Source organism: uncultured Roseovarius sp., assembly GCF_913054395.1.
Classification (GTDB): Bacteria; Pseudomonadota; Alphaproteobacteria; order Rhodobacterales; family Rhodobacteraceae; genus Roseovarius.
Genome location: NZ_CAJXIP010000078.1, coordinates 1 through 16,419, shown reverse-complemented (window position 1 = coordinate 16,419; position 16,419 = coordinate 1). Strand labels below are relative to the sequence as shown.

Sequence of the window (16,419 nt, the reverse complement as noted above, 5' to 3'; positions counted from 1 at the left end):
CGAGCGCGCCCTGCCGGGGGCCGATGAATTCGGTGCGCGCGACGACCCTCAGTTCTGTCTATCTGGCGATGCGCCACATTTTCCCCGAGGTTCCGATCAGTGCCGGCGCCTTCGAGCCGCTCAGGGTGACGGGCATCAAGGACACCTTTCTGGATGCGCAATATCCACGCCCGGTCTCGGGCTGTGCCGCGGAGGTCAGCCAGCGGATCGCCGAGGCGGTCTTTGCCGCGCTTGTCGGGGCCTTGCCTGGGCGGGTGACGGCGGCGCCCGCCGGGACGAGCGGCAATTTCGCGCTTGGCGGGCATGATCCCGAAAGGAACCGTGATTTCGTGATGTATCAGCTGTCTGGCGGTGGCTATGGCGGTTCTGCGATGGGCGACGGGCTTAGCAACGGGTGCTCGACCATCGGCATATCCAAGGCGCCGCCGGTCGAGATCATGGAACAGACCTTTCCAGTACTTTACCATCGCTATGGCCTGCGCGACGGATCGGGTGGGGCCGGGGAGTATCGCGGCGGGTTCGGGCTTGATTACGAGGTCGAACTGCGCCGCGGCAGCGCGCGGGCGAGCTTTGTTATGGACCATGGCCGGTTTGGCCCGCAGGGCGCACTTGGCGGTGGTGACGGCGCGCCGAACGAGGTGACAGTCTGGCGCGGGGGGGTGCCCTATACGCCCGAACATCTGTCAAAGGAGCAGGATATCCCGCTTGCCCCCGGTGATCGCGTCCATGTGCGCACGCCCGGCGGTGGCGGCTATGGCAACCCGATGGCGCGCGATCCGGACGCGGTGGCCGAGGATGTGCGCCTTGGCCGCTATACGCCCGAACAGGCGCTTGCGCTGTTCGGGGTCGTTCTTGCCGATGGTGCGGTGGACAAGGTGGCCACACAGGGTGAGCGCAGGGCGCGGTCTAGCTTTCCAGACGGACCGCCTTGACGACGCTTTGCATCACCCGGTCAAGAAGGGCCGGATCAAGCGCCTCTGCCATCACGCGAATAAGCGGTTCCGTGCCCGATTCACGGATCAGCAGCCGCCCGTCGCCGCCCAGTTCCTTTTCCGCGCCCGCAATTGCGGCCTGAACGGCATCGGTCTTGAGCGGTGCCTTGCCCTTGGCAAAGCGCACGTTGATCAACTGTTGCGGCACCGGGTCGAACACCTGCACGAGGTCGCTGGCCTTTTGCCCGGTTTCCACCATCGCCGCGAGAAATTGCAGCGCGCCGATAAGGCCGTCGCCCGTGGTGGCAAAATCGGTCATCACGATATGGCCGGACTGCTCGCCGCCAAGGTTGTGACCGTTGGCGCGCATTTCCTCGACGACATAGCGATCCCCGACCGAGGTCCGCTTTAGCTCGATCCCCTTCGAATTCAGGTGCCGTTCCAGACCGAGATTGGACATCACCGTGGCGACGAGGGCATTGCCCGCCAGCCGCCCGTCCTGCGCCCAGCGGGTGGCAATCAGGGCCATGAACTGATCGCCATCGGCAATCTTGCCCTGCTCGTCGATCAGCACCACCCGGTCGGCATCGCCATCAAGGCAGATCCCAAGATCTGCGCGGGTTTCAAGCACCTTGCGTGCTGCCGCCTCGGGCTTGGTCGAACCACAGTCGAGGTTGATGTTGTAGCCATCGGGTTCAACCCCCATGGTGATCACCTCGGCACCCAATTCCCAGAGAACCTCGGGGGCGGTGCGATAGGCGGCACCGTTGGCGCAATCCAGAACGATGCGAAGCCCGTCAAGCCGCCTGCGGTTGGGAAAGGTGGTCTTGGCATATTCCACATAGCGTCCGCGCGCGTCGTCGATACGCTTGGCGCGGCCGATGTTTTCCGGCGCGGCGGGGGTGACGCCACTGTCGAGCAGTGCCTCGATCCCGGCCTCGGCCTCATCGCTCAGCTTGAACCCGTCCGGGCCGAACAGCTTGATCCCATTGTCGCTGGCGGGGTTGTGGCTTGCGGAAATCATCACGCCGACGTCGGCGCGCATGCTATGGGTGAGGTATCCGATCGCGGGCGTCGGGACCGGCCCGAGCAGGAAGACGTTCATCCCGGTCGAGGTGAAACCGGCCGTCAGCGCGTATTCGATCATATACCCCGAAAGCCGTGTATCCTTGCCGATCACGACGCGGTGCTCCTGCTTGTCGGCGCGAAAATACCGGCCAGCCGCCGCCCCGAGCCGCAGCGCCATATCCGCCGTCATCGGCCAGCTGTTGGCGCGTCCGCGCACGCCATCGGTGCCAAATAGTTTCTGACCCATCGTCTTGCTCCTGCAGATGCTGCGCAGCGGCCCGCGCCCCGCGTTGTTCAGGCCCTCTTACAATGCCGCAAGCGACCTGTCCAACCACCTGCGGGATCGCCGGGCGGCAAATTCCGTATCATGCCATCGGAATGCCCCGTAAGGTCATGGGTGTTGACTTCACCGCTGATCGGTGCCGCCTTTCAATTGCTGCTCGATCAATGCCACCCAAAAGGACGATCCGGGCACAAGCGCGGCGTCGTTGAAATCATAATCCGCCGAGTGCAACGGATGCGCATGGCCGCCCTCGACCCCGTTCCCCATCAGCACGAATGCCCCCGGCACAGCCGCCGCCATATGGGCGAAATCCTCCGAGAAAAGCTTGGGCGGGCAATCGCCGTCCACCATGTCTGCGATTGTGTGCGCGGCCTCGGTTGCCGCGCGGGCCGCTTGCGGCGCGTTGATGGTCGGCGGAAAAAGCGTGTTGTAGGTGACCGTGCCGGTGACGTCATGGGCGGCGCAGATTCCGTCAACGATCCGGCGCATCGCCACCTCTATCGCGGTATTGGTGGTCGGGGTAAGCGCACGGCAATCGCCGCGCAGCGTGGCACGGCCGGGCAAGACATTGCGCCGCCCGTCGGTGATGAATTCGGTAACCGAAACCACGCCGTTCTGTGCCGGGTCAAGCTTGCGCGCGACGATGGTCTGCAACGCGCTGACGATTTCAGCGCCCACAGTGATCGCATCGACCCCCATATGGGGCAGGGCGGCATGGCCGCCGCGCGCGGCGATGTCGATCTCGAACAGCGATTCCGCAGCGGTGACAGGCCCGGCGCGGGTGGCGAATGTGCCGACCGCCAGCCCCGGAATATTGTGGATGGCATAGACCTCATCCACCGGGAAGCGGTCAAAAAGGCCGTCGGCGATCATTGCCGAGGCGCCTTCGCCGAACTCTTCGTTCGGCTGAAAGATGAACACCGCACGCCCGTTGAAATCACCGCTTTCGGCAAGGTATTTCGCCGCCCCAAGCGCCATCGCCATATGCCCGTCATGACCGCAGGCATGCATCTTGCCGGGGCTGGCCGACCGATGGTCAAACCCATTCGCCTCGGTGATCGGCAGGGCGTCCATATCCGCGCGAACGGCGATGCTGCGCGGGCCATTGCCCTTTTGCAATACGCCGACAACGCCGCTTTGGCCAATCGCGGTATGCACCTCAAGGCCAAACCCCCGCAGCAATTCCGCGACCCGCGCAGCGGTACGGCCAAGATCAAACTCTAGCTCCGGGTGGCGGTGGAAATCATGCCGCCATTCGGTCATCTGCTTATACAGGTGTTCGGTTTTACGCATCGCGCGGCAAGCCCTTTTCCCGCCACCCTGTCGGATTTCGCATTTCCGCTCAAGCCTTATGGTCAATGCCTGCCAATCCTGCGTAAACTCTGCCTGAATGAGACCAGCGGAGAGGCCAGCCATGAAAACCGTCATCGTCACAGGGGCCGCCCGCGGGATCGGCCTTGCCACCACCAAGCAGTTTCTCGATCAGGGCTGGCGCGTGGTCATGGTGGACCGGGACGAACCGGCACTTGAACAGGCAGCGCTTGGGCTTGTGGGTGTCGATCCGGTGATCTGCGACGTGTCCAGGCCCGATCAGGTGGCGCAGATGGCGGCCCATGTCACCGCCACAAGCGAGAGTGTCGATGCGCTTGTCAATAACGCCGGGGTCGCCGATTTCGGCCCGATTGCCGAGACCGATTTCGCACGTTGGCGCACGGTTATGGAAACCAACCTTGATGGTGTGTTCCTGACAAGTCAGGCCCTGCGCGACGCGCTTTGCGCGGCACGCGGTGCAATTGTGAACATCGCTTCGATTTCGGGTTTGCGCGCCTCGACCCTCAGGGTGGCCTATGGCACCTCGAAGGCGGCGGTCAAGCATCTGACACAACAGCAGGCGGCAGAGCTTGGCGAATTCGGCGTGCGCGCCAATTGCGTCTGTCCGGGGCCGGTGGCGACCAAGCTTGCCATGGCCGTGCACAGCCCCGAGATCATCGCCGCCTATCACGACGCCATTCCGCTCAACCGCTATGGCACCGAGGATGAAATCGCCTCGATGATCACCTTCCTTTGCTCGGACAAGGCCAGCTATGTCACCGGCCAGATCATCGCCGTGGATGGCGGGTTCGAGTCGACGGGTATCGGCCTTCCCGCCCTGCGCTAGAGGGCTCGCGGCGCCTTACCAATCGATATGTTTGCCCTGCCTAACTTCGAAGGGCTCGTATCGGTCGCCGTTGACCCAGGCATAACCGCCATCTTCGGTGCGCACCAAAAGATAAGGCGTCCAGCCAGTGCTGCGCCACCAGCTTTCGTATTCGTTGGTGTCCGGATTTGCCCGCCAGCGGCCTTGATCGCTGCGCCCGCCTTCCGCGATATAGGTCGTGGTGCCATCGGCCTCGAAATACTGGTGGTATCGTGTGCCCGACCATGTCCCGACAATCGTGTTGCCGGTCAGCAATGCGGTGATTTCGTCGGCAGCGATTGCCGTGGGGGCCGCCGTCGCAGGCAGGCATGGCCCGAGCGAGGCGGCCAGTATGGCGGCGATGAAACATCTGCGGCGCATGTGCGGTCCTTTTGCCGTTTTCCCCCGTCAGTGTCGCAAATCTTTGGGCGCGGCGCGACTCAAATTCGCAGGGTCTGTGGCCTGACGTCAGGACGGAGCGATCAGGATCGCGCGGAAATCGTTCACATTGGTCAGGGTGGGGCCGGTTACGATCTGATCGCCGATGGCCCCGAAAAACCCATGCGCATCATTTGCGGCAAGTGCCTGTTGCGGATCGCGCCCCGCCGCGCGGGCCTTCATGAGCGTGTCCGGACCGATCACCGCGCCGGCCACCTCTGCCGCCCCATCGACACCATCGGTATCGCAGGCGATCGCGTGAATTCCCGGCGCGCCGTCAAGCGCCAGCGCGAGCGCGAGCGCATATTCCGCATTCGGCCCGCCAACCCCGTCGCCGCGCCGTGTCACGGTCAACTCTCCGCCCGACAGCAAAAGCACCGGCGCGTCCGTCGCGCCAAGCCTTGCCTGTACCTCCAGGGCCTGCGCAGCATGCTGGCGCGCCACCTCGCGCGCCTCACCCTCAAGCGCGTCGCCGAGAACCTGTGCCGTCAGCCCCTGCGCGCGCGCCAGATCGGCGGCGGCGGCAAGGGATTGCGACGGTGCGGCGTAAATCACGTTCTCCACCCTGCTCAGGCGGATGTCGTCCGGCGCGATCGCCCCGCTTTGCCCACCAAGGGCCGCCTTCGCCGCCTCTGGCACCTCGATTCCGTAGCGCTCCAGTATGGCACGGGCATCGGCGGGCGTGCTGGTCTCGCCCACAGTCGGGCCCGATCCGATCTCGGCCGGGTCGTCGCCCGGCACGTCCGAGATCATCAGGGCCGTCAGGCGCGCGGGATAGGCCGCCGCTGCGAGTTGTCCGCCCTTGACCCTGCTCAGATGCTTGCGCACCACGTTCATCTGGCCAATCGGGGCCCCTGATGCCAGAAGGGCGGCGTTCACCGCCTGCTTTTGCGCCAATGTCATCCCGCCCGCGGGCTGCACCAAAAGCGCCGATGCCCCGCCCGAGATCAGAGCAAGCACCATGTCGTTCTCGCCAAGCCCTGCCACCAGATCAAGCATCCGCGCGGTGGCGGCAAGCCCGGCCTCGTCGGGCACCGGATGGGCGGCTTCGACAATCTCGATGCCCTGACAGGGGCGACCATAGCCGTACCGCGTGATCACCAGCCCCTCGCAGGGGCCATAGACCGCCTCGACCGCTTCGGCCATGCGCGCGCTGGCCTTTCCGGCACCGATGACCACGAATCGACCTTCGGGGCGTGGCGGCAGGGCGTCATGCAGGCTCTGCATCGGATCGGCCACCGCCACCGCCCGGTCAAACAGGTCGCGCAAAAGGGCCAGCGGTTCGGCGGGAGCATTCATTTTCATTTCCTCAAAGGCATCTCTTCGGGCGCACCCTAGCGGCCTTGGCTCATGGGCAAAAGGGCCCCTTCGGTCCAAGACGCATTTTCATCTTTCCATAAATACTCCCGCCGGAGGCGTCCCGCCGGAGGCGTCCCGCCGGAGGCGTCCCGCCCTTGCCCGGCACGCGACACTGGTTCAGGGCGCGTTCAGCTTGACAAACAGGGGCGCGCGCGCGACAGACGCGGCCATGATAACAACCTTTCTTCAGGTGGCGATTGGCGGTGCACTCGGCGCCAGCCTGCGCTATGGTGCCACCCTAACGCTGTTGCGCGTGAGCGGGCCGGGCTTTCCCTTGGGCGTGATCACTGTCAATGTTCTGGGCTCTTTCCTGATGGGGGTTTTCATGGTCCTTTCCTTCCACCGCGATCTTGGTCATCTCAATCCGTTTGTGATGACCGGTATCCTTGGCGGTTTCACGACGTTTTCCGCCTTTTCACTTGAGGCCTTTACCCTGTTCGAGCGGGGCGAATTTATTGCGGCGGCGTCTTATGTGCTGCTGTCGGTGGTGCTGTCGCTGGCGGCGCTGGTGCTTGGGGTCTGGCTGGCGCGGATGATCTGGGCATGAGCAGCGTTCAGATATTGACGGTCGCGGTGGATGATGGCGATCAGCGGCTGGATCGCTGGCTGCGGCGCATGTTCCCGCATCTCGGGCAGGTGCAGATCGAAAAGCTCTGTCGCAAGGGCGAATTCCGGGTCGACGGCGGGCGCGTCAAACCGGCAACGCGGCTTGTCGCGGGCCAGCAGGTGCGCATTCCGCCGCTGCCAAGACCGGGCGACAAACCCGAGGTCTATACCTCGAGAATAAGCCCCGCCGACGCGCGCATGATCCAGTCCTGCGTGATTTATCGTGACGATCACATCATTGCGCTGAACAAACCCCCGGGCCTGCCGGTGCAGGGCGGCAGCAAGCAATCGCGCCATGTCGACGGCATGGCCGAGGCGCTGCGCTTTGGGCTCGAGGAAAAGCCCAAACTGGTGCATCGGCTTGACAAGGACACCTCTGGCGTTCTGCTTCTGGCGCGCACGCGCGAGGCCGCGCGTGGCCTGACGGCGGCGTTCCGGCATCGTGCCACGCGCAAGATTTACTGGGCGGCGGTCGCTGGCGTGCCAAGCCCGCGCATGGGCACGATCCGCTATGCACTGGTCAAGGCGCCGGGGCATGGCGCCAAGGGCGAGGGCGAAAAGATGATCTGCGTGCATCCGCGCGATGTCGAGTCCACCCCCGGCGCCAAGGCCGCGACCACCGACTACGCGGTGATCGAGGCCGCAGGCGGGCGCACGTCGTGGATGGCGCTTATCCCGGTGACCGGGCGCACCCATCAGCTTCGCGCGCATATGGCCGAGGTCGGACACCCCATCATCGGCGACGGCAAATATGGCGGCTCGGGGCAGGAGAACCTTGGCGATGGCTGGGGCGCGCAGCTTGGCGGCGACATCAGCCGCAAACTGCACCTGCATGCCCGCTCGCTGACCATCGAGCACCCGGTGACCCGTGCCATCCTGCATATCACGGCGCCCTTGCCGGACCACATGCAGCGCACCTGGGACATGTTCCAGTGGATCCCGAGCGAGGCCCCCGATGACCCGCTTGAGGATATGGCATGACCGCGCCGCTGCGGCTTATCATCTTTGATGTCGATGGCACGCTGGTCGATAGCCAGGGTGACATCGTGGCGGCGATGACCCAGGCGTTCGAGCGAGCGGATCACCCGGCGCCGGATCACGGGGCGGTACTCGGCATTGTCGGACTGTCGCTTGACGTGGCAATCCCGCGTCTGGCACCGCATTTGCCCGATCAGACCCATGCCGCGATCATTCAGTCCTACAAGGACGCCTATATGGGCCTTCGGGCCCAGTCCGGCGTGGCGGCATCTTCGCCGCTTTATCCGCATGCGCGCGACACGCTTGAGGCGCTTCATGCGGTGCCCGACAACCTGCTTGGCGTGGCCACGGGCAAGTCCATGCGCGGGCTCGACAAGCTTTTGGACGGGCACGGGTTGCGGCATCTTTTCGTCACCCGGCAGGTCAGCGACCACCACCCGTCAAAGCCGCATCCCTCGATGATCGAGACTGCCCTGTCAGAGACCGGTGTCGCGCCCGAAAACGCGGTGATGATCGGCGATACAAGCTTTGACATGGAAATGGCGCGCGCCGCCGGGGTGCCGGGAATCGGCGTGAGCTGGGGCTACCATTCCCCCGAGGCGCTTGGCGCGGCGGTCACGATCCTTGAGGACTTTCGCGCATTGCCGGGCGTGCTTGACCAGCTTTGGAGATAGTCAGATGAGCGCATGGACAGCCAAACGGTTCTGGAAAACCGCAACCTTGGCCGAGGCACCGGGCGGCTTTGCGGTGCATCTTGATGCGCGCCCCGTGCGCACCCCGGCCAAGGCGCCGCTTGTGGTGCCGACCCGTGCCCTTGCACAAGAGATTGCGCGCGAATGGGATGCCCAGGGCGAGCGGATCGACCCCGCGAGCATGCCCTATACCCGGTCGTCCAATGCCGCGATCGACAAGGTGACCCATCAGCATGCCGAAGTGGCCCGGATGATTGCGGATTACGGCGATGCCGATCTTGTCTGTTACCGCGCCGAGGCGCCTGTGGAACTTGTCGCGCGTCAGGCCGAGGCCTGGGACCCGCTCTTGGATTGGGCCGAATCGGTCCTTAACGTAAAACTCCTTCCGGTTGCGGGGGTTGTGCATTCTGCCCAGGATCCGGTGGTGCTTGCGCATCTCCATCATCGGGTGGAAGCACTTGATTCTTGGGCGCTTACCGCCTTTCACGATCTCGTGAGCCTGAGCGGTTCCCTGATCATCGGCTTTGCTGCGCTATACGATTTGCACCCTGCGGAAATGCTCTGGGATCTGTCGCGAATTGACGAAACCTGGCAACAAGAGCAATGGGGTAGCGATGATGAGGCCGTTGCCACCGCGACAAGGAAAGAATCTGACTTTCTGCATGCCAAGCGCTTTTATGATATTTCAAGGGCCTAGCATGAAGGTGCACAAGTTATGGCTTCCGTAGGGGAAACACTTGGTTTTGCCAGTGATTTTCGTGAACTATGACTTGACGTTTCGTGATGAATTCACCCAAACTTGCTGGCACTGAGGGGGCTCGTCCCCCGATACCAGTAGGACAGCGGCCAATGAAGGCCGTACCAACCCCTCTTTAAAGGGGGGACAATCAGGAAGAGGTAAACATGAAAAAAACCGTATTTTTGGGCGCGCTCACACTCGCCGGCCTGGCGGCTGGCGCTGCTGCTGCCGGAACGTTGGATGACGTGAAGGCACGCGGCAAGCTGAACTGTGGCGTGACCACTGGTCTGGTTGGCTTTGCTGCACCCGACGCAAATGGCGTTTGGGAAGGCTTTGACGTTGGCGTTTGCCGCGCCGTTGCCGCCGCCGTTCTTGGCGATGCGACCGCCGTCGAATTCGTGCCGACCACCGGCAAGACCCGCTTTACCGCTCTGGCGTCGGGTGAAATCGACCTGCTGGCGCGTAACACCACCTGGACCTTCTCGCGCGATACCGACCTCAAGTTCGATTTCGTCGGCGTGAACTATTATGACGGTCAGGGCTTTATGGTTCCCAAGGCGCTTGGCGTGACATCGGCCAAGGATCTGAACGGCGCGACCGTTTGTATCCAGACCGGCACCACCACCGAGTTGAACCTTGCGGACTTCTTCCGCAAGAACAACATGGAGTACGAGCCCGTTCCGATCGAAACAAATGCCGAAGGTCAGCAGCAGTACCTTGCAGGTGCCTGCGACACCTACACCACGGATGCGTCGGGCCTTGCCTCGACCCGTGCGGCATTTGAAAATCCGACCGATCACGTCATCCTGCCCGAAATCATCTCGAAAGAGCCGCTTGGCCCGCTCGTGCGCCATGGCGACAACGAATGGGGTGATATCGCACGCTGGACGCTGAACGCTCTGATCGCAGCCGAAGAAATGGGCATCACCAGCGCGAACGTCGCTGAACTCGGCGCAGCCGCTGGCGGCAGCCCGGAAGTGAACCGTATCCTTGGCACCGAGGGCAACCTTGGCGAGATGATCGGTCTTGACGCCCAGTGGGCCATGCGCGCGATTGCCGCTGGCGGTAACTATGGCGAACTGTTCGAAAAGAACATCGGTGAGAAAACCCCGATCGGTCTGGCCCGTGGCCTGAACGCTCAGTGGACCGAAGGCGGTATCCTCTACACACCGCCCTTCCGCTAAAATCCAAACGAAAGAGGGCGCGGACATTCCGCGCCCTCTTTTACGATAAGACCAGTTAAAAATCGACCCACGGCAGGAAATGCCGATAAAAAACCGGGTCGAACAACAGGGAAATCCCAGATGACAACGATGACCGACCCTCCAAAGGCGTCGTTTCAGCTATCTATGCTGATCTACGACACCCGGTATCGCTCTTACACATTTCAATTTATCGCTCTTGCCCTCTTGATCGCGCTCATGGCCTTTTTGGGCGTCAACCTGGTCAAGAACCTTGCCGAGCAAGGCCAGAATATCTCTTATTCGTTCCTTGGCGAGCCGGCAGGCTATGACATCAACCAGCGACCGATTGAATACGATAGCCAATCAAGCCACATGCGCGCCGCTCTGGTGGGGATGATCAACACGTTGATTGTGGCCTTTCTCGGGTGCATCACGGCGACCATCTTTGGCGTGACGGCAGGTATCCTGCGGTTGTCGCCGAACTGGCTCGTGCGCAAGCTGATGGCGATCTATGTCGAGGCGTTCCGCAATGTGCCGGTCCTGATCTGGATCCTGATCATTTTCACCATCATGACGGCCGTCCTGCCGGCCCCGAATGCGTTCCGCGGGGAAAATCCGGCATCGAGCATGTTCCTTGATGCGGCCGCCTTTACCAATCGCGGCGTTTACATCCCCTCGCCGATCTGGGGCAGCGGATCGCTCGTCGTGGTGCTGACGTTCCTCGCGTCGGTGTTCGGTGTGTTTTACTATCGTCGCTATGCCACCAAATTGTTGTACGACACCGGACGGCTTTTGCCGATGGGCTGGCCGTCGCTGGCCATTCTGGTGCTGCCGACGCTGATCATCTTCTTTGCTCTGGGCCAGCCGATCTCACTGGATTACCCGGCGCTCAAGGGATTTAACTTTCAGGGTGGCCTGCATATTCGCGGCTCGCTGATTGCGCTTTGGTTCGCACTTGCGATCTATACCGGCGCCTTTATCGCAGAAAATGTGCGGGCCGGTATTCAGGCCGTTTCGAAAGGCCAGACCGAGGCGGCGGCATCGCTGGGTCTTCGGCCCAAGCGGATCATGAACCTCGTGATCCTGCCGCAGGCGCTTCGGGTAATCATCCCGCCACTGATTTCGCAATACCTCAACCTTACCAAGAACTCGTCGCTGGCCATCGCCGTTGGCTATATGGACCTGACCGGCACGCTTGGGGGGATTACCCTCAATCAAACCGGCCGCGCGATCGAGGCGGTTTTGCTTTTGATGTTGTTCTATCTCACCATCAGCCTTGCCATTTCGGCGGTGATGAACGTGTACAACAACAGCATGAAATTGAAGGAGCGCTGAGCCATGTCACGTGAACAGCTTGGATTTGTGCGCACCGAAATGCTTCCGGAATCGCCGCCCCCCCTTGCGGCGACCGGACTTGTAAAGTGGCTGCGCGAGAACCTTTTCTCGTCCCCCGCCAACAGCCTTTTGACAGTGGTGTCGGTTCTGGTGGTGTACCAGATCGTCACCTCTGCGGCGCCGTGGTTCTTTAACGGCATCTGGGACAGCCCAAGCCTTACGGCCTGTCGCGAGATTCTCGGCGGCAAGGTCGGCGGGTGTTTCGCGGTGCTGACCGAACGCTGGAACCAGTTGCTTTTCGGCTTTAAATACCCCTCCGACCTTTACTGGCGTCCGGGGCTGGCCTTTGTGCTTTTGTTCGTCGCAGCGGCGCCGCTTTTGTTCGGCAAGATATTTCCGCGCAAGATGCTGATCTTTACCGGGCTTTACCCGTTCATCGCCTTCTGGCTTATCTGGGGCGGGCCTGTCTCGACACCGGTTTTTGCCCTGCTTGGCGTTCTGTTCGGCGCCTTCGTCTATAGCAAAATGGTCAAGACCAGTGCCGGTATCGCGGTGATCGTATCCTTTATCGCCGCCCTGGTCTTCTGGATTGCGTCGGGATACCTCTCGGGGCCGTTCGCGAATGTCATGGCGCTTGAGGCGATTCCCTCACGGGATATGGGCGGGTTCATGATCAACCTGATGCTGGGCGTGATCTGTGTGTCGCTGTCGATTCCGCTGGGGATCCTGCTGGCGCTTGGGCGGCAGTCTTCGATGCCGATCATCAAATGGATCTGCGTGGTCTTCATCGAGTTCATTCGCGGCGTGCCTTTGATCACGCTGCTGTTTGTTGCGAATGTCGTGCTGGCGTATTTCCTGCCGCCGGGTACGAATTTTGACCTGATCCTGCGGGTGATCATCATGATCACAATGTTCTCGTCGGCCTATATCGCCGAGGTGATCCGGGGCGGTCTCGCGGCGCTGCCGCGCGGCCAGTACGAGGCCGGTGACAGCCTTGGACTTGATTATGCGCAATCCATGCAGCTTATCATCCTGCCCCAGGCTCTCAAGATCTCGATTCCGGGGATCGTCAACGTGGCGGTGGGCCTGTTCAAGGATACGACACTGGTTTCGGTCATCTCGATGTTCGACATCGTGGGGATGATCCGCGGTCCGATCCTGTCGTCGTCTGAATGGAACGGGGTCTATTGGGAACTGTTCGGCTTTGCCGTCGTCCTGTTCTTCATCACCTGCTACGGCATCTCGCAATATTCTCAGTGGTTGGAGCGTCAGCTCCGGACCGATCATCGTTAAGGAGGTCCAGTTCCATGGCCGCAGAAAAACAAATGAACGTCTCGGACGAGGTTGCTGTCGAGATCAACAAGATGAACAAGTGGTACGGGTCGTTTCACGTGCTGCGCGATATCGACCTGACGGTCTATCAGGGCGAGCGCATCGTGATCGCTGGGCCATCGGGGTCGGGGAAATCGACGCTGATCCGTTGTATCAACGCGCTGGAAGAGCATCAGAAGGGCTCGATCACGGTGGATGGCACGATCCTGTCCAATGACCTCAAGAATATCGACAAGATCCGGTCAGAGGTTGGCATGGTGTTCCAGCACTTCAACCTGTTCCCGCATCTGACGATCCTTGAAAACTGTACCCTGGCGCCGATCTGGGTGCGCAAGACGCCCAAGAAAGAGGCCGAGGAAATCGCGATGCATTTCCTCGAAAAGGTCAAGATCCCCGAGCAGGCCGACAAGTACCCCGGTCAGCTTTCGGGTGGTCAGCAGCAGCGCGTGGCGATTGCCCGCAGCCTGTGCATGCGGCCACGCATCATGCTGTTCGACGAACCCACCTCGGCGCTTGACCCCGAGATGATCTCGGAGGTGCTCGACACCATGATCGAGCTGGCCGAAGAAGGCATGACCATGCTTTGCGTGACCCACGAAATGGGCTTTGCCCGCAAGGTGGCCAATCGCGTGATCTTTATGGATCAGGGTCAGATCGTGGAGCAGAACGAACCGGAAGAGTTCTTCAACAACCCGCAATCCGAGCGGACCAAGTTGTTCCTGAGCCAGATTCTGGGGCATTAAATCAAAATCCGGGTCGTGTTTTCTGACTTGGGATTGAGTATTTTTGCCAAGAAGAAACAGGGGACCGGTTTTGTGCCGGTCCCTTTTTCATGTCAGATCCAGACGGTTTGGCGGGCGCGAAGATGTTGGATGTTCTGGCGAAGGCTGTCGTCAACCGGCCCATGACGCGGCGCGTCGCGCAGGGTTTCGACCAGGTGATCGGCGCGCGCGCCTCTCTGCCGTGTCCAGTGAAGGGCAGCCAGCACCGCGCGGGCGGGTTCGGGCAGGCGAGGGGGAATCTCATACCCGTTGAGCGTGGCCCAGACCCCGGCCCAGAGACGGCCCACCGTCCAGGGATTATAGCCGCCACCGCCCAGCACCAAAAAGCGCGGCGCCATGGTGCGCAACGCGGCCACTGCGGACCAATGGGCATTGTTGGAGAGCATCAGCCGGGCCATCGGATCCTCGGCCACCGCATCGGCCCCGCATTGCAGCACGATCACCTCTGGCCGCATGGCCTGAAGGGCGGGCAGGATGACCTCGTGCAGGGCCATGGCAAAGCCGGTGTCGTTGGTGCCGCGCGCCAGCGGGAGGTTGATCGCCTGACCGCCTGCGCGATCGTCAAGCGTACCGGTGAAGGGCCACCGGCGGGCCTCATGGGTCGAGATCATGAGCACGCGCGGCTCGCCGACAAAGGCCGCTGCAACGCCATCGCAGTGATGTGCGTCGATATCCACATAGGCGATGCGGGTTAGCCCCTGCGCCAGAAACGCCTTGATCGCCAGAACCGGATCGTTGAGGTAGCAAAAGCCGCCCGCGTGATCGGCCATGCCGTGATGGGTGCCGCCGCCGGGGTTATAGATCACGCCGCCGTCGGCCAAAAGCTCTGCGGCGAGCAGAGAGCCCCCCGCAGAGGTTGCGGGGCGGCGGAACATTTCGCCAAATACCGGGTTGGAGAGCGTGCCCAATTGATGGCGTGCACGGGTTTCAGGGGTGACCGCACCCGCGGTTTCGGCGGCTTGCAGAGCAGCGATATAGCGCGGCGTGTGATAGGCCGTCAAAGCGGCCGGTTTGGCGCGCGGGCTATTGATGTATTGCGTCGCCGGCAGCCAGTCCATTGCCCGGCTCAGGTCGGTCACTGTCGGCACGCGCGGGATGCTGAGTGGATGGCGGGGGCCATAGCTGGAGCCGCGATAGATCTCTGATCCTATGAAGCGCGGGGGCTGCATCGCCTGCGCGCGCCTTAGACGAGTTCGCGGGGGATCACGAAAGTCTCGACCTCTCCGGTACCGGGGCGCAGGCCGGCCCAATCCGCGATGTCAAACCGTGCCAGCAGGGTGGCGCCGGTGGGGTAATCGCCAAATCGCTCGTGATCGGGGGGATCGCCCAAAAGCTCCATCGCCAGATCGGCGATGCCTGGGTTATGGCCGAGCATCAGAACGCACTGGCCGGTGGCCGCTTGCAGTTCGGCGAGCATTTCTGGCGGGTCCGCCAGATAGAGCGTACGCAGGATCTCGGGCGTGACCGCCAGGCCCAGAAGCGCACAGGTTTCCTGGGTGCGGACCGCCGAAGAGCACAGGATCTGATCGGGGAGCGTGCCGTGCGCCTTTAACCAGCGCCCAAGAGCCTTGGCGGCGGCCCTGCCGCGCGCGTTCAGCGGGCGGTCATGGTCGCGCTGTCCGGCGCTTCCCCAGTCGGATTTTGCATGCCGCATCAGGATCAGGTGACGTGTCATCGAAAGGCCCTCATGTGAAAGGCGGATTGCGCGGGCTGGCGGCCATAGCTCTGGCTGATAGGACAGGCGCGCCGCGCCGCACAGCCTTGGTCCATACAGTCATTTTCGGGGCGGTCCAGATCATCCTTGCAGCGCGGCACGTCATAGTGGTTGCCCTTGAGGGCATCGACCGGACAGGCGTTGCGACAGGGGCGCGCCGCGCAACTCTTGCAGGGCGAGGGGGCGGTTGCGGGCAGGCTCAGGCGTTCGGCAAAGGCCAAGGCCCCGCGATAGGACACCATAAGCCCGGCGCGGTCATGCACCAGGAGGCCCACGGGCGACGGATGCGCGCGCCCGCTGCGCTTGGCCCAATCGAAAAACGGCTGATAGGGCGGCCCGCCAAAGGGAAAGACGGCCTGTGCGCCAAGCCGCTCTGCGATGTCGCCAATCACGCGCTCGGACCAGCGGTTCATCGGGTCTTCGGCGCCATCGCGATATTCCGGCGAGGCGGTGAAATGCGCCCAAAAGCCCGGCTCGTCAGGGCCGAGAAGGATCAGGCTCTGCATTCCGGGAAGTTCACCGGGCCGCAGGTGCAATGTGCCGAAGGGCGCAAGATGCACGGCGGCGGCCAGGGTGCTTAACCTCTCGGGCATCATTTGTGCCGAAATGGCAGGGTCAGGGACCAGCCAAGCCGTGAGGGGCGGTCATCCTGCCATTGCAAACCGATGGTCATATCGTCATGGCCCCTGGTCGGCTGGGCGATATAGGTGCCGAACATCCGGTCCCAGATCGACAGGGAAAACCCATAGTTGCTATCGTGTTCGGCGCGGATGTCGGAATGGTGGACGCGGTGCATGTCAG

Annotated in this window: 17 protein-coding genes and 1 pseudogene; 10 read left to right on the top strand and 8 right to left on the bottom strand. The window is 62.4% G+C overall.

Going from position 1 to position 16,419, the window contains the following annotated elements; all coding sequences use genetic code 11:
- The coding region (locus QZ522_RS11770) for a hydantoinase B/oxoprolinase family protein (protein ID WP_294611527.1) at nucleotides 1–932 on the top strand (932 nt) is incomplete at its 5' end.
- On the opposite strand, the gene glmM is transcribed toward QZ522_RS11770, so the two are convergent.
- Complete coding sequence (gene glmM, locus QZ522_RS11765) at nucleotides 907–2,247, bottom strand: phosphoglucosamine mutase (RefSeq protein WP_294611524.1); 1,341 nt, start codon at nucleotides 2,245–2,247, stop codon at nucleotides 907–909. The two genes, QZ522_RS11770 and glmM, sit on opposite strands and share 26 nt — an antisense overlap.
- A gap of 159 nt (nucleotides 2,248–2,406) precedes the next feature.
- The gene (locus QZ522_RS11760; RefSeq protein WP_294611522.1) at nucleotides 2,407–3,576 is read right to left on the bottom strand and encodes an amidohydrolase; all 1,170 of its coding nucleotides are present in this window, start codon (nucleotides 3,574–3,576) and stop codon (nucleotides 2,407–2,409) included.
- 121 nt (nucleotides 3,577–3,697) lie between these two features.
- Here QZ522_RS11760 and QZ522_RS11755 point away from each other — a divergent pair, with 121 nt between their 5' ends.
- Nucleotides 3,698–4,441: an SDR family oxidoreductase gene (locus QZ522_RS11755; RefSeq protein WP_294611518.1), complete on the top strand. Its 744-nt coding sequence runs from the start codon at nucleotides 3,698–3,700 to the stop codon at nucleotides 4,439–4,441.
- Between the two features lie 15 nt (nucleotides 4,442–4,456).
- On the opposite strand, the gene QZ522_RS11750 is transcribed toward QZ522_RS11755, so the two are convergent.
- Both QZ522_RS11750 and QZ522_RS11745 read right to left on the bottom strand, forming a co-directional pair.
- Nucleotides 4,457–4,840, bottom strand: a complete 384-nt coding sequence (locus QZ522_RS11750; RefSeq protein ID WP_294611516.1) for a hypothetical protein — start codon at nucleotides 4,838–4,840, stop codon at nucleotides 4,457–4,459.
- Nucleotides 4,841–4,927: 87 nt separating this feature from the next.
- The gene (locus QZ522_RS11745) at nucleotides 4,928–6,196 is read right to left on the bottom strand and encodes a glycerate kinase (protein ID WP_294611514.1); all 1,269 of its coding nucleotides are present in this window, start codon (nucleotides 6,194–6,196) and stop codon (nucleotides 4,928–4,930) included.
- Between the two features lie 229 nt (nucleotides 6,197–6,425).
- Here QZ522_RS11745 and crcB point away from each other — a divergent pair, with 229 nt between their 5' ends.
- The 8 genes from crcB to QZ522_RS11705 all read left to right on the top strand — a co-directional run bounded on the left by crcB (nucleotide 6,426) and on the right by QZ522_RS11705 (nucleotide 13,865).
- Entirely contained in the window at nucleotides 6,426–6,803 is a 378-nt protein-coding gene (gene crcB / locus QZ522_RS11740) for a fluoride efflux transporter CrcB (protein WP_294611510.1), read from the top strand.
- Complete coding sequence (locus tag QZ522_RS11735; protein ID WP_294611507.1) at nucleotides 6,800–7,843, top strand: RluA family pseudouridine synthase; 1,044 nt, start codon at nucleotides 6,800–6,802, stop codon at nucleotides 7,841–7,843. Before crcB ends, QZ522_RS11735 begins: the two co-directional genes overlap by 4 nt.
- Nucleotides 7,840–8,514 carry an HAD-IA family hydrolase gene (locus tag QZ522_RS11730; protein ID WP_294611504.1) on the top strand — a complete coding sequence of 225 codons (675 nt, stop codon included), beginning with the start codon at nucleotides 7,840–7,842 and terminating at the stop codon, nucleotides 8,512–8,514. The genes QZ522_RS11735 and QZ522_RS11730 overlap by 4 nt, the downstream gene beginning before the upstream one ends.
- A 4-nt stretch (nucleotides 8,515–8,518) precedes the next feature.
- The gene (locus QZ522_RS11725) at nucleotides 8,519–9,229 is read left to right on the top strand and encodes an ATP12 family protein (RefSeq protein WP_294611501.1); all 711 of its coding nucleotides are present in this window, start codon (nucleotides 8,519–8,521) and stop codon (nucleotides 9,227–9,229) included.
- A gap of 206 nt (nucleotides 9,230–9,435) precedes the next feature.
- Entirely contained in the window at nucleotides 9,436–10,455 is a 1,020-nt protein-coding gene (locus QZ522_RS11720; RefSeq protein ID WP_294611499.1) for an amino acid ABC transporter substrate-binding protein, read from the top strand.
- Nucleotides 10,456–10,575: 120 nt separating this feature from the next.
- Nucleotides 10,576–11,790, top strand: a complete 1,215-nt coding sequence (locus QZ522_RS11715) for an ABC transporter permease subunit (RefSeq protein ID WP_294611495.1) — start codon at nucleotides 10,576–10,578, stop codon at nucleotides 11,788–11,790.
- A gap of 3 nt (nucleotides 11,791–11,793) precedes the next feature.
- On the top strand, nucleotides 11,794–13,083 hold the full coding sequence (locus tag QZ522_RS11710; protein ID WP_294611492.1) for an amino acid ABC transporter permease: 1,290 nt from the start codon (nucleotides 11,794–11,796) through the stop codon (nucleotides 13,081–13,083).
- A 14-nt stretch (nucleotides 13,084–13,097) separates the two neighbouring features.
- Nucleotides 13,098–13,865 carry an amino acid ABC transporter ATP-binding protein gene (locus QZ522_RS11705; RefSeq protein WP_294611489.1) on the top strand — a complete coding sequence of 256 codons (768 nt, stop codon included), beginning with the start codon at nucleotides 13,098–13,100 and terminating at the stop codon, nucleotides 13,863–13,865.
- 92 nt (nucleotides 13,866–13,957) lie between these two features.
- On the opposite strand, the gene QZ522_RS11700 is transcribed toward QZ522_RS11705, so the two are convergent.
- From QZ522_RS11700 to QZ522_RS11685, 4 genes and pseudogenes are all read right to left on the bottom strand, one after another.
- Nucleotides 13,958–15,073, bottom strand: a complete 1,116-nt coding sequence (locus tag QZ522_RS11700) for an acetoin utilization protein AcuC (RefSeq protein ID WP_294611486.1) — start codon at nucleotides 15,071–15,073, stop codon at nucleotides 13,958–13,960.
- A 14-nt stretch (nucleotides 15,074–15,087) separates the two neighbouring features.
- Nucleotides 15,088–15,579, bottom strand: coding sequence for a histidine phosphatase family protein (locus QZ522_RS11695; RefSeq protein WP_294611483.1), 492 nt, complete (start codon nucleotides 15,577–15,579; stop codon nucleotides 15,088–15,090).
- Nucleotides 15,576–16,211 (bottom strand): ferredoxin, encoded by a 636-nt coding sequence (locus QZ522_RS11690; protein WP_294611480.1) that lies wholly within the window; start codon nucleotides 16,209–16,211, stop codon nucleotides 15,576–15,578. Before QZ522_RS11690 ends, QZ522_RS11695 begins: the two co-directional genes overlap by 4 nt.
- Nucleotides 16,211–16,419 (bottom strand): annotated as a pseudogene (locus QZ522_RS11685) (sterol desaturase family protein); the annotation flags it as partial. The gene QZ522_RS11690 and the pseudogene QZ522_RS11685, both read right to left, overlap by 1 nt.

What these genes read in the sequence shown, in the direction of transcription:
- QZ522_RS11730 (WP_294611504.1), top strand. Translation starts at nt 7,840, where the DNA reads ATGACCGCGCCGCTGCGGCTTATCATCTTTGATGTCGATGGCACGCTG.
- QZ522_RS11715 (WP_294611495.1), top strand. Translation starts at nt 10,576, where the DNA reads ATGACAACGATGACCGACCCTCCAAAGGCGTCGTTTCAGCTATCTATG.
- glmM (WP_294611524.1), bottom strand. Translation starts at nt 2,247, where the DNA reads ATGGGTCAGAAACTATTTGGCACCGATGGCGTGCGCGGACGCGCCAAC.
- QZ522_RS11760 (WP_294611522.1), bottom strand. Translation starts at nt 3,576, where the DNA reads ATGCGTAAAACCGAACACCTGTATAAGCAGATGACCGAATGGCGGCAT.
- QZ522_RS11690 (WP_294611480.1), bottom strand. Translation starts at nt 16,211, where the DNA reads ATGCCCGAGAGGTTAAGCACCCTGGCCGCCGCCGTGCATCTTGCGCCC.
- QZ522_RS11750 (WP_294611516.1), bottom strand. Translation starts at nt 4,840, where the DNA reads ATGCGCCGCAGATGTTTCATCGCCGCCATACTGGCCGCCTCGCTCGGG.
- QZ522_RS11735 (WP_294611507.1), top strand. Translation starts at nt 6,800, where the DNA reads ATGAGCAGCGTTCAGATATTGACGGTCGCGGTGGATGATGGCGATCAG.
- QZ522_RS11705 (WP_294611489.1), top strand. Translation starts at nt 13,098, where the DNA reads ATGGCCGCAGAAAAACAAATGAACGTCTCGGACGAGGTTGCTGTCGAG.
- QZ522_RS11725 (WP_294611501.1), top strand. Translation starts at nt 8,519, where the DNA reads ATGAGCGCATGGACAGCCAAACGGTTCTGGAAAACCGCAACCTTGGCC.
- QZ522_RS11755 (WP_294611518.1), top strand. Translation starts at nt 3,698, where the DNA reads ATGAAAACCGTCATCGTCACAGGGGCCGCCCGCGGGATCGGCCTTGCC.
- crcB (WP_294611510.1), top strand. Translation starts at nt 6,426, where the DNA reads ATGATAACAACCTTTCTTCAGGTGGCGATTGGCGGTGCACTCGGCGCC.
- QZ522_RS11710 (WP_294611492.1), top strand. Translation starts at nt 11,794, where the DNA reads ATGTCACGTGAACAGCTTGGATTTGTGCGCACCGAAATGCTTCCGGAA.
- QZ522_RS11745 (WP_294611514.1), bottom strand. Translation starts at nt 6,196, where the DNA reads ATGAATGCTCCCGCCGAACCGCTGGCCCTTTTGCGCGACCTGTTTGAC.
- QZ522_RS11695 (WP_294611483.1), bottom strand. Translation starts at nt 15,579, where the DNA reads ATGACACGTCACCTGATCCTGATGCGGCATGCAAAATCCGACTGGGGA.
- QZ522_RS11700 (WP_294611486.1), bottom strand. Translation starts at nt 15,073, where the DNA reads ATGCAGCCCCCGCGCTTCATAGGATCAGAGATCTATCGCGGCTCCAGC.
- QZ522_RS11720 (WP_294611499.1), top strand. Translation starts at nt 9,436, where the DNA reads ATGAAAAAAACCGTATTTTTGGGCGCGCTCACACTCGCCGGCCTGGCG.